Below are 11,545 nucleotides of genomic sequence, written 5' to 3'. Positions count from 1 at the left end.
TCACCCCGCCACCTTCACGGTCGTGGTCGCGCCCCAGAGGGCCAGCGACAGGAAGAAGTCGGTGACGCTGATCAGCACGATCGCGTTGCGTACGGAGCGGCCGACGGCGATGCCGACGCCGGCGGGACCGCCGGAGGCCCGGAAGCCGTAGTAGCAGTGGGCGATGATCACCATCACGCTGAAGATCAGCACTTTGAGCACCGAGAGGAGGACGTCCGTCGGTGACAGGAACAGGTTGAAGTAGTGGTCGTACGTCCCCTGGGACTGGCCGTTGAAGAGGACCGTCACATAGCGGGAGGCCAGGTAGGAGGAGAGCAGGCCGATCGCGTAGAGCGGGACGATGGCGACGACACCCGCGATGATGCGGGTGGTGACCAGGTACGGCATGGAGCGGATGCCCATGCCTTCGAGGGCGTCGACCTCCTCGTTGATGCGCATGGCTCCGAGCTGGGCGGTGAATCCCGCGCCGACGGTCGCGGAGAGGGCGAGCCCGGCGACGAGCGGGGCGATCTCCCGGGTGTTGAAGTACGCGGACACGAATCCGGTGAAGGCGGCGGTGCCGATCTGTTCGAGGGCCGCGTGGCCCTGGAGGCCGACGACGGTTCCGGTGAACAGCGTCATCGCGATCATGACGCCGACGGTGCCGCCGATGACGCCGAGGCCTCCGGAGCCGAAGGCGACCTCCGCGAGCAGGCGCTGCACCTCCTTGAGGTAGCGGCGCAGCGTCCGGGGGATCCAGAGCAGGGCCCTGACGTAGAACAGGAGTTGGTCGCCGGACCGGTCGAGCCAGACGAACGGGGAGGCCATCGGTCAACCTCCCTTCGGCGGGACGATCTGGAGGTAGATGCCGGTCATCACCATGTTCACGAAGAACAGCAGCATGAAGGTGATGACGACGGACTGGTTGACGGCGTCGCCGACTCCCTTGGGGCCGCCGCGGGGGTTGAGTCCCCGGTAGGCGGCGACGATGCCCGCGATGAACCCGAAGATGAGGGCCTTGAGTTCGCTGACGTAGAGGTCGGGCAGTTGGGCGAGGGCGGAGAAGCTGGAGAGGTAGGCGCCGGGGGTGCCGCCCTGGAGGACGATGTTGAAGAAGTAGCCGCCGAGCGTGCCGACGACGGAGACCATCCCGTTGAGGAGTACGGCGACCGCCATGGTGGCGAGGACGCGGGGGACGACCAGGCGCTGTACGGGTGAGACGCCCATGACCTCCATCGCGTCGAGCTCCTCCCGGATCTTGCGGGAGCCGAGGTCGGCGCAGATGGCGGAGCCGCCGGCGCCGGCGATCAGGAGGGCGACGATCAGCGGGCTGGCCTGCTGGATGACGGCGAGGACGCTGGCGCCTCCGGTGAACGACTGGGCCCCCAACTGCTGGGTGAGCGAGCCGACCTGGAGGGCGATCACCGCGCCGAAGGGGATGGAGACGAGGGCGGCGGGCAGGATGGTGACGCTCGCGATGAACCAGAACTGCTCCAGGAACTCGCGGAACTGGAAGGGGCGCCTGAAGACGGCCCGGCTCACCTCGGCGGTGAGGGCGAAGAGACGGCCGGTCTGCCGCAGCCCGCCGGTGATCACGAGCCGCTCCCCGGGGCCGGCATGCTCAGGGTGGAAGCCGCCGCACTTCCCGCGTAGGTGTCGCGGATGGCGGCGCGGGCTGCGGGCGGCAGTCGGTCGAGCATGCCGAGGACCCGTTCCCGGCGGCGGGCGACGGCGGCGCGCGGCGGCAGGCCGGGCGAGGGCTCCAGCTGCGGGACGATGCCGGGAGGCCCGCCCGCGCGGTGGTGGGCGGGGTTGACGGACTCGGCGGCGAGCAGAGCGGCGTCCTTCTCCTCGGACATGCCGATGGGGCCTTCGCGGCGGCCGGCGAGGAACTGGGTGACGACCGGTTCGTCGCTGGTGAGGAGCACCTCGCGCGGTCCGAAGGTGACGAGGTTGCGCCGGAAGAACATCCCCATGTTGTCGGGGACGGTGGCCGCGATGTCGAGGTTGTGGGTGACGATCAGCATCGTCGCGTCGATCCGCGCGTTGAGGTCGATGAGGAGCTGGGACAGATAGGCCGTGCGGACGGGGTCGAGCCCGGAGTCCGGTTCGTCGCACAGGACGATCTGCGGGTCGAGCACGAGCGCCCGGGCGAGGCCGGCGCGCTTGCGCATGCCGCCGCTGATCTCGCCCGGCAGTTTGCCCTCCGCGCCGAGGAGGCCGACGAGTTCGATCCGCTCCATGACGATGCGCCGGATCTCGGACTCCCGCTTGCGGGTGTGCTCGCGCAGCGGGAAGGCGATGTTGTCGAAGAGGGTCATGGAGCCGAAGAGGGCGCCGTCCTGGAACATGAGGCCGAAGAGTTTCCGGGTCTCGTAGATGTCGCGTTCCGGACTGCTGACCATGTCGACCCCGTTGATGAGGACGCGGCCCTGCTGGGGTTTGAGCAGTCCGATGAGCGATTTCAGGAAGACGGTCTTTCCGGTTCCGGAAGGGCCGAGCATGACGCTCACCTCTCCGGCCGGCAATGTCAGCGTCACGTCCTGCCAGATGTTCTGCTTGCCAAAGGACATGGTCAGACCCTCAACGACTACTTCGATTCCCATCCCACCTCCAGCAAGCGTGTGTCGGGTGTGCGCCGCGGGCGCACGGTAAGTCGGTGCGGATCATCCGGACAAGAGCCGGGCACCGAAAACCTAGATCCGCTTCCGTGTTTGTCACGGCGGAGACAAAGCCGGGATCGGCTTTTGTCTCCGCCGAGACAGAGCGGGCCGCAGAGCCGTACCGACCTGCACCTCGACACCGCCCCGGGAACGCTACGGCCGAGTAACCTTCCACGGCAATACCGGATTCCGAGTTTTCCCGAGACGGGGCCGAACCCCGGCGAATTTGTCAGACGGGAGACAGTTCCACTTCTCGGTCTGTCACCGGAGAGAGCAGGAAGGGCGCTTTCAGCCAGGGGAACTGTCGAATTCGGGACACATCTCCCGGGCCCGGGTGATCGATCATAATTGTCGACTTTGCGCACCCCGGAACCAAGGGGATTACCGGCACCGCTCACCCGCCTGACAGGCAATACGACCACTTCAAAGAATCATGGGCTGCGCCATTGTTCAGCTAAGTTTCCCGCAAGTAACGTCAGGTTTCGCGGCCGAGAAATGTCGGGCCGTCGGCCGCTCGACCCCCACCGCGGCCACCCTCTGCCGGTCAATCCCCAAGGAGAGTCCCAGAGCCATGAAGAAGCAGATCAGAAACCTCGCCGTCGTCGCCGGAGCCGCCACGGCCGCCTTCGCCCTCGCCGCGGCCCCCGCCTCGGCGGTGCCCTCGACGGTCTGGACCGTCAACCCGACGCCGACCAGCTTCACCGCGGCCAACAGCGGCAACGTCGTCCTCAGCGTCAACGGCATCGCCATGACGTGTACGAAGTCGAACGCCTCGGGCTCCATGGCGAGCGCCACCGGCAACCCGGCGACCGTCGCCTCCATCAGCGCCATCGCCTTCGGCGCCACCGGCGCGCCCTGCACCAGCGTCCTGGGCAACGTGACCACCGTCGCGACCACCCCCTGGACCGTGGTGGCCCAGGACTACACCGCCGGCACCGGCGTCACCAAGGGCTACGTCGGCAACGTCGACGCCAAGGTGACCGTCGGCGCCTGTGTCTTCCGCGTGACGGGCAAGGCGTCCGGCACGTACACCAACTCGACGGGCGCCCTCGCCGTCAACAGCGTCGCCGGCGAGCTCACGGTCGTCTCGTCGACCAACTGCGGCTCCGCCGTCCCGGTCGGCGCCAAGCCGACCTTCAAGGGCACCTACCTCGTCAAGAAGGCGGGTACCACCACCATCCCGACGATCGTCGGCTCCAACCCGTAGGACGCAGGAACCCGCGTCCGTCCGGCCGGCGACCCCGGCCGGGCGGACGCGGGCCTGTCCGCACCCCGGACCGCCCTCACCCCCGCGCACGCACGCGCACGACCCGAGCGGAGCACCAGATGAGAGGCCAGCGAGCCGCCCTGCGACCCTCCCGCGCCCACGCGCGCGGCGCGGCGATCGCCGCCCTCGTGGCACTCGCCCCCCTCCTCCCCGCGGCCGCGGTGGCCCTGGGCTCCCACGAGGTCGACACCGAACTCCCCTATCTCTGCGCGTTCCCCTCGGGGCAGCAGCCCGCGACGGTACGGATCCGGGCGACCGTCCCCGAGCGGGCGGCCGTCGGCGAGGAGGTCCGGCCCACCGGGGTCAGCACGACGGTGGAACTCCCGGCCGCCGCCGACCTCGTCGCGCTGAAGGCCGCCACCGTACGGGCGGAGACCCTGCTCACGGTCGGCGCCGAACAGAACGGTCGACGCACCGACGTCACCTGGCGCGGAACGGCGCAACCCGTCGACGTACCCGCCGAAGGGCCGCTCCTCCTCACGACCACCGGCGACGTCCCCTCCCTGACGACGGACAGCACCGGCGAACTGGCCCTCACCGCCGAGGCCTTGAGCGTCGAGCTCGCCCCGAGCGCGGCCGACGGCGCGCCCACCACCCCCGCCTCGCTCTCCGTCACCTGCGTTCCCGGTCAGGACACGGAGGGCGGCCGGGTGCTCGCCAGGGTGCCGGTCGGCTCCGGCACGCCCGGCGGAGGGCCGGACTCACCCGCCACGCCCTCGGTCACCCCCTCCTCGGCGTCCCCCTCGTCCGCCTCCCCCTCCTCCCCCGTCCCGCCCTCCCCGGCGCCGCGACCGTCGTCCCCGACGGAGCGCGAGACGGCCGGCGGGACCAGCGGGGCACCGGAGGACCCCGAGGCCGGCAAGGGGGCGGACAGCGGGCCGAAGGTGGCCGCGGAGGAGACGCCCGGCGCCCCGGCGGGCCCACGGCCCGCACCGCCCTGCCGCAACGACAAGCCGACCCCCACGTCGCTGACCGCGTACATCACGGGCTACGCCAACGTGCGGAAACTGAACGGCGCCACGCTCGTCCCCGTGTCCTGCGTCCTGATCGAGCAAGGCATACCGGAGATCGAGTTCCGCCCGGACGGCAGCCTCCACCTGGTCCAGAAGTCGGACGCCGCCCTCTCCCACCAGGGGCGCAAGCAGTCCCCGCCCTTCCAGGCCACCTTCCTCACGTTCGACTTCATGCCGGCCACGGCGACGATGGTCCTGGAGCAGGCGGGTCCCATGACCGTCGAGTCGGACATCCTCCTCGTCTTCCCCGACAACATCGCGGAGACCTGGATCCGCGTCCCCCTCGTCCTGCGCGTCCTCGACGTCCGCGTCGACGGCACCCGCCTGGACGTCGGCCCCTCCTGCCGTACGGCGGCGCCCCTCAGCTCCCCGGAACCCGACCCCGCCACGTACCCCGGGGACCATCTGGTGCTCCTGGGCAAGGGACAGCTCCTCAACGGCACCGACGCCACCGGCTACGTCCTCACCAGTGGCGGCCCGCTCACCGGTGAGGTGACCGTCCCCGCCTTCACGGGCTGCGGCGCCGGCGGCGAGAACCTCGACCGGCTCCTCACCGCGTCCATCTCGGGCCCCGGCAACCACATCAAGCAGATCCAGGGCCAGACCTGCGCCGTGGGTGTGGAGGTGCCCACCGAGGGCCAGTGCACCGAGGACCGCCAGCCGTACGTCGTGCCCAAGCCCGAACGCTGAGCCGCCGCACCCCGCCCCACCCCCTTCCCCACCCGCTCATCCCCCGGCAACTCCCCTCGCCCCCCTCAACGGAAGGCACCGCCATGCCCGTCCTCTCCTCCCGCACCCGACTCGCCACGCTCTCCGCCCTCACCGCGCTCGGCGCCTTCGTCTCCGTGGGCACGGCGACCGCGGCCGCCCCGCAGATGAACGGCGCCTGGGGTCCCTTCCCCCGCTGCCCCGTCGACGCCCCCGCGATGCTCGCCGCGGACGGTCTGGAGACCTCGCCGCAGTGCGTCTCTTCGTCCTCCGCCAGCGGCTCCATCAAGCTGGGCAACACGACCGTGGTCACCGGCAGGACCGACCTCCAGATCGGCGTCGTCCAGAACCCCGACGGCACCAGCACGGTCGTCGCCCCCGCCGCCGGCTCGATCATCGCCGACTCCGCCACCGTCCCCGGCGGCCTGCTCGGCCTGATGTGTCCGAGCGACATCCCCTTCATCACCGAGATCTGCAAGCAGCTGTCGGACGCCAAGCTCAACAAGATCACAGCCACCGTGGAATCGATCGGCACCCCCTCGGACTTCGACCAGATCGCGGGCGTCCTCACCGACATGCCGATCGTCAACATCCCGGTCCGCATCCACCTGCAGAACCCGTTCCTCGGCAGCAACTGCTACATCGGCACCAAGTCCAAGCCGATCATGCTGCGACCCAGCAACCTCACGTCGCCGTCCTTCGCCGTCGAGCGCTTCAACGGCGACGGCTCCCCCAACGAGGAGGGCGACATGAGCCGCCTCAACATCCTCGGCTCCACCCAGGTCGACCGGACCTTCGCCGTCCCCGGCGCGAGCGGCTGCGGCCTCGGGCTGTTCGGCCTGATCGACGGCGCGGTCAACCTCAAGACCGGACTGCCGTCCGCCGCCGGGAAGAACAGCCTCACCCTCAACGACACGCAGACCTATCTGACCGGTCTCTACGCGCCCGGTCTCGTCGCCCCCGACGCCGGAAAGGTGCTGTCCCGGAACTGGCACTCCGCCGTCAAGTAACGGCCAACCAGCGGCGATTCCCGGCCTACTCGGCGACCTACGCCCTCCAGGGACGCCAACTCCTGCGCAAGTTGTGTACAGCACACAGCAGGTGTCCTAGCTTCGGCAGTCCACGTCGGTACGCGCCTGACGGCCCCCGCGGCGCCCGCCCCACCAGGTCGGGCGCCGTCGACCGTCACTCCCTCACCGGTCGCGCAGGAGAGCAAGGGATCGGTTCCATGCCCGCAATCGCACACTCACCGGCCACCGGTGAACCGCTCGACCCGCTCCCCAGGGAATTCGCCGACCTGATGCGGCCGGAGATCCCCGGACTCATCAAGGAGATAGGCGTGGAGGTCCAGCGGGCCTACCCCGTGTACGCCCATCTCTTCAACGGGCCCCACTCGGACGCGATCCGCCAGGGCGTGGAGCAGGCCCTGGCGGCGTTCGTGGAGCGGGTCGCGGCCCCCGGGACCAACTCCGCCCTCCGGGACGAACTCCTGCGCAAGTTCGGCCGGGTGGAGGCGTACGAGGGTCGTGACCTCGACACCCTGCAGGGCGCCTACCGCCTCGGCGCGCGCATCGCCCTGCGCCGGGCCAAGAGCATCGGGCGCACGTACAACCTCTCCCCCACCCTCATCCTGGCCTTCGCGGACGCCCTCTTCGCCTACGTCGAGGAGCTGGAGAACCTCTCCCGCGAGGGTTACGTCATGGTCCAGGCCCGCGGGACGTCCGACGTGGCGGCCCTGCGCAGACAGCTGCTCCACCTCGTCGTCGCCGGCCCGCCGCTGCCCCGGGCGACCATCGCCGAGCTGTGCCAGGAGGCCTCCTGGCAACTCCCCGCCGAGTGCACCCTGGTCGCCCTCCGTCCGCCGGTCGCCGAACTCGTCCAGGCCGGCCTCGACCGGGACGTGCTCGCCGACCTCGGCCTCCCCCAGCCGCATCTGCTCATCCCCGGCCCCCTCACCGCCGAGCGCCTCGCGATGCTCCGTTCCGCCCTGGCCGGGACGCCCGCCGTCGTCGGTCTGACCGTGCCGCCGGGGCAGGCCGCCCACTCCGTCCGCTGGGCGCGGCGCGTCCTCGAACTCATCGACGACGGCGTCGTGGCGGACGCTCCCCTCGTGCACTGCGAGGACCACCTGACAACGTTGTGGTTACTGGCCGATCCGGCTCTCACCGCCCAGCTCGCCCAGCGTGAACTGGCCCCGCTCGACGGTCTGTCCGGCACCCGGCGCGAGCGGCTGATCGAGACCCTGCGCGTCCATGTCTCCACGCGCGCCCCGGCCGAGCAGGTCGGCGAGATGCTGGGGGTGCACGCCCAGACGGTGCGCTACCGCCTGCGTAACCTGGACAACCACTTCGGGGACCGGCTCCTGGACCCCGACCGCCGCTTCGCCCTGGAAGCGGCACTCCGCGCGCTCCACCTCCGGGAGGCGAAGCGCACGGACTGAGAGCGGTTCCCGCCGGGTCGGGTCACTCGGGGTCGCGGTCGTAGACGGCCTTGGACCAGAAGTAGCCGAGTGCGGTGAGGGCGAGGCACCAGGCGACGGCGAGCCATCCGTTGTGGCCGATCCCGGTGCCGAGCAGCAGACCTCGCAGGGTCTCGATGACGGGGGTGAAGGGCTGGTACTCGGCGATGGGCTGGAACCAGCCCGGCATCGTGTCGGCCGGGATGAAGGCGCTGGAGATGAACGGCAGGAGGATCAGCGGCATGGCCATGTTGCTGGCCGCCTCCGGGTTCGGACTGGCCATGCCCATCCCGACCGCGATCCAGGTGAGCGCCAGGGCGAACAGCGCGAGCAGTCCGAACGCCGCCAGCCACTCCAGGGCCGTGGCGTCGCTGGACCGGAAGCCGATGGCCACGGCGACGACGCCGACGAGGACCAGGCTGGCGAGCACCTGGAGCACGCTGCCGACGACGTGCCCGATGAGCAGGGAGCCGCGGTGGATCGCCATCGTACGGAAGCGGGCGATGAGGCCCTCGTTCATGTCCATGGAGACGGCGATCGCGGCTCCGATCACGGTGCTGCCGATGGTCACCGTCAGTAGGCCCGGGACGATGTAGGCGATGTACTCGGAGCGGTCGGCGCCGCCGCCCCCGATGCCCGCGCTCATGACGTCTCCGAAGATGTAGACGAAGAGCAGCAGCAGGACGATCGGGGTGAGGAGCAGGTTGAGCGTCATGGACGGGTAGCGGCGGGCGTGGAGGAGGTTGCGGCGGAGCATCGTGGTGGTGTCGCGGGCGGCGAGGGCGAGGGTGCTCATCGGGTGGCCTCCTTGGGCGGGTTGTGCTGGGCGGGGACGGTGGCGGTGAGGGCGAAGAAGACGTCGTCGAGGTCGGGGGTGTGGACGGTGAGTTCGTCGGCTTCGATGTGGGCGGTGTCGAGTCGGTCGAGGATGGTGCGCAGGTTGCGCTGGCTGCCGTCGGAGGGGAGTTGGAGGGTGAGGTCGTCGTCGTGGCGGGTGGCGTCGTGGAGGGTGGTGGCGGCGCTGCGGTAGGTGGCGGGGGTGGTGAAGCGGAGGCGGACGTGGCCGCCGGGGACGAGGCGTTTGAGTTGTTCGGCGGTGCCTTCGGCGGCGATGGTGCCCTGGTGGAGGACGGCGATCCGGTCGGCGAGCTGGTCGGCTTCCTCGAGGTACTGGGTGGTGAGGAAGACGGTGACGCCGGTGGTGACGAGTTCGCGGATGATCTGCCACATGGTGTGGCGGGAGCGGGGGTCGAGGCCGGTGGTGGGTTCGTCGAGGAAGATGACGCGGGGGTCGCCGACGAGGGTCATGGCGATGTCGAGGCGTCGTTTCATGCCGCCGGAGTAGGTGGAGGCGGGTTTCCTCGCGGCGTCGGCGAGGTCGAAGCGGGCGAGGAGTTCGGCGGTGACGCGTCGGCCTTCGGCTTTGGGCAGGTGGTGCAGGTCGGCCATGAGGAGCATGTTCTCCTCGCCGGTGATCAGTCCGTCGACGGCGGAGAACTGCCCGGTGACGCCGATCGCGGCACGCACGGCCTGGGGGGCGGTGGCGAGGTCGTGGCCGGCGACCTGTGCCTGGCCGCCGTCGGCGGTGACGAGGGTGGAGAGGATCTTCACGACGGTGGTCTTGCCGGCACCGTTCGGACCCAGGAGGGCGAACACCGACCCGGCCGGGATGCGCAGGTCGATGCCGTCGAGGACGGTCTTGTCACCGTAGGACTTCCGCAGTCCGATGGCGGAGACGGCGGCCGGGGAGCCGTCCCCCGGGCCAGAGGCAGGCATGGGCATGACAGAAGAAGGCATGGAGCCCTCCGTTCGAAGGTGGGAGCGGGCGGGAGGACGGGCGGGTGGGGGCTGACGCTCAGGCCTTGGCGCGGCGAACGTCGATGTTGCCCCAGCGGGTACGGGCACGGATCCTGACGGTCTCCTCCGTGTCCTGCGGGGTGTCGGACGCGGCGAGCGTGTTGCGCACCTGCCCCCGGTCGGAGCTGACGTCGAGCCAGGCGGCGGTGCCCTCGCGGATGCCGACCTCGATGGAACCGTAGGACGTCTCCAACTGCACGGTGTCGCGGGCCACTTCGGCCACGCGGAGGGCGCCATGAGCGGTGGTGGCGGTGACCGCGGCCTCGGCGCGGCCGATCTCGATGTCACCGTTGGCCCCGCTCACCCTCAGGTCGCCGGTCGCGACGCCGACGGTCGTGGTGCCGTGCGAGTTCTTCAGGACGGCGGCGCCGTCGACGAGGCCGACGCGCAGCCTGCCGGAGCTGGTGGTGATCTCGGCCGCGCCGTAGACGCGGTCGACGACGATGGACCCGTGCGAGGCGTTCAGGTACAGCGGCCCGGTGGTGTCGAGGCGGACGTCCCCGGACGAGGTCTTCACATGGACCTCACCGAGCCGGCCCTCGCCGAGCACCTGGGCCCAGGCGCCGGTCACGTCCACGCGCGAGCCCGTGGGCAGCTCGACCGTCACGTCGACGACGCCGGTGCGGCCGAGGCCGAGCAGAGTGGACTTGGGCGTCCTGACGGTCAGTACGCCACCGGCGTACGCGATCTCGGTCCGCTCGGCCGCCCGCACGTCCTGGTCCTTCTTCGGGTCACGCGGCCGCACCTCGACGAGGGTGTCGACGCGGTCGCCGGCGGAGAACCGGATGGCGCCGCCTTCCACGTGGGCGGTGACGGAGATCGCTTCAGGGGTGTCGAAAGAAGGCATGGCAGTCCCGTCCTCTTGGGTCTTCGGGGCGTCCCCGCTGGTGGGACGTCGTGTGAGGTGAAGTGGCGCGGACCGGGTGCGGCTAGCGCACCCAGCCCGTGATGCTCTGGCCGATGGTCTGGGCCCGCTCGGTCGTACGCGGCCGGGTGCCGCCGTCGACCGCGGCCGACACGGCGCGCACCAGCCACGCGTTGACCGACAGGCCCTCACGGGCCGCGGCGTCCTCGGCACGGGCCTTGAGGTGGGCCGGCAGACGCAGGTTGACGCGGGCGGTGCCGCCCTCGTCGCCCTCGGCGGGAGCCGGGGCCGGGAGCGGTTCGGAAGGCGCGGCCGACTCCGCGTGGCCGCCGGCGTCGGCGGACGGCAGCGTCACCACGAAGTCGGGGTCGAGTCCACGCAGCCGTACGTCGACGGAACCGGGGGCGAGTTCGCGGGTGATCTCGTCCGTCGCGGCGGAGAGCACATGGAGCATGGTCAGCCGGGCCGCCGACTCCAGGGGCGCGGTGAGCCGCTCGGCCAGCGCGCGCGCTTCGTCCCCGCCGGCTTCGGCGGCCACCGCGAGTTCGCGGCGGAGGGTGTCGACATACGGGGTGAGGTCCATGACGCCATCATGGCACCGTAGTGGCGCCACACGCAAGCTCATGGCGCCACTTGGCACCACATGGCACCGGGGCGGCGCCACCGGCCCTCACAAGTCCTCGATCGCGGCGCGGCGGGGGCGAGCTCAAACCCGCGAATCACTCACCCCGGAGT

The 11,545-nt window shown here is 70.7% G+C and carries 11 protein-coding genes; 4 read left to right on the top strand and 7 right to left on the bottom strand.

The window, feature by feature from the left end; all coding sequences use genetic code 11:
- Genes ABZ567_RS12005 through ABZ567_RS11995 form a run of 3 tightly spaced genes read right to left on the bottom strand, consistent with a single transcriptional unit; the run spans position 1 to position 2,585 of the window.
- Positions 1 to 807 carry an ABC transporter permease gene (locus ABZ567_RS12005; RefSeq protein WP_360787337.1) on the bottom strand — a complete coding sequence of 269 codons (807 nt, stop codon included), beginning with the start codon at positions 805 to 807 and terminating at the stop codon, positions 1 to 3.
- A gap of 3 nt (positions 808 to 810) precedes the next feature.
- A complete protein-coding gene (locus ABZ567_RS12000) occupies positions 811 to 1,575 on the bottom strand; it encodes an ABC transporter permease (protein WP_360787334.1) in 765 nt (254 codons plus the stop codon).
- On the bottom strand, positions 1,572 to 2,585 hold the full coding sequence (locus ABZ567_RS11995) for an ATP-binding cassette domain-containing protein (RefSeq protein ID WP_360787332.1): 1,014 nt from the start codon (positions 2,583 to 2,585) through the stop codon (positions 1,572 to 1,574). Before ABZ567_RS11995 ends, ABZ567_RS12000 begins: the two co-directional genes overlap by 4 nt.
- Positions 2,586 to 3,213: 628 nt before the next feature.
- Here ABZ567_RS11995 and ABZ567_RS11990 point away from each other — a divergent pair.
- The 4 genes from ABZ567_RS11990 (at position 3,214) to ABZ567_RS11975 (ending at position 8,070) form a co-directional block, all read left to right on the top strand.
- Positions 3,214 to 3,849 carry a hypothetical protein gene (locus ABZ567_RS11990; protein WP_360787329.1) on the top strand — a complete coding sequence of 212 codons (636 nt, stop codon included), beginning with the start codon at positions 3,214 to 3,216 and terminating at the stop codon, positions 3,847 to 3,849.
- A 119-nt stretch (positions 3,850 to 3,968) separates the two neighbouring features.
- On the top strand, positions 3,969 to 5,612 hold the full coding sequence (locus ABZ567_RS11985) for a DUF6801 domain-containing protein (RefSeq protein WP_360787326.1): 1,644 nt from the start codon (positions 3,969 to 3,971) through the stop codon (positions 5,610 to 5,612).
- 83 nt (positions 5,613 to 5,695) lie between these two features.
- A complete protein-coding gene (locus ABZ567_RS11980; protein ID WP_360787323.1) occupies positions 5,696 to 6,640 on the top strand; it encodes a hypothetical protein in 945 nt (314 codons plus the stop codon).
- A gap of 218 nt (positions 6,641 to 6,858) precedes the next feature.
- Positions 6,859 to 8,070 carry a helix-turn-helix domain-containing protein gene (locus ABZ567_RS11975; protein ID WP_360787321.1) on the top strand — a complete coding sequence of 404 codons (1,212 nt, stop codon included), beginning with the start codon at positions 6,859 to 6,861 and terminating at the stop codon, positions 8,068 to 8,070.
- 22 nt (positions 8,071 to 8,092) lie between these two features.
- On the opposite strand, the gene ABZ567_RS11970 is transcribed toward ABZ567_RS11975, so the two are convergent.
- The 4 genes from ABZ567_RS11970 to ABZ567_RS11955 form a co-directional block, all read right to left on the bottom strand.
- Positions 8,093 to 8,884: an ABC transporter permease gene (locus ABZ567_RS11970; protein WP_360787318.1), complete on the bottom strand. Its 792-nt coding sequence runs from the start codon at positions 8,882 to 8,884 to the stop codon at positions 8,093 to 8,095.
- Positions 8,881 to 9,864, bottom strand: coding sequence for an ATP-binding cassette domain-containing protein (locus ABZ567_RS11965; protein ID WP_360787315.1), 984 nt, complete (start codon positions 9,862 to 9,864; stop codon positions 8,881 to 8,883). Before ABZ567_RS11965 ends, ABZ567_RS11970 begins: the two co-directional genes overlap by 4 nt.
- A gap of 79 nt (positions 9,865 to 9,943) precedes the next feature.
- On the bottom strand, positions 9,944 to 10,792 hold the full coding sequence (locus ABZ567_RS11960; RefSeq protein WP_360787312.1) for a DUF4097 family beta strand repeat-containing protein: 849 nt from the start codon (positions 10,790 to 10,792) through the stop codon (positions 9,944 to 9,946).
- Between the two features lie 82 nt (positions 10,793 to 10,874).
- Positions 10,875 to 11,393, bottom strand: a complete 519-nt coding sequence (locus tag ABZ567_RS11955; protein WP_360787309.1) for a hypothetical protein — start codon at positions 11,391 to 11,393, stop codon at positions 10,875 to 10,877.
- Positions 11,394 to 11,545 lie beyond the last annotated feature (152 nt).

It is taken from the genome of Streptomyces sp. NPDC016459 (assembly GCF_040632845.1).
Taxonomy (GTDB): Bacteria; Actinomycetota; Actinomycetes; order Streptomycetales; family Streptomycetaceae; genus Streptomyces.
The sequence above is the reverse complement of the archived record's forward strand: the minus strand, read 5'-3'. Positions and strand labels throughout refer to the sequence as shown.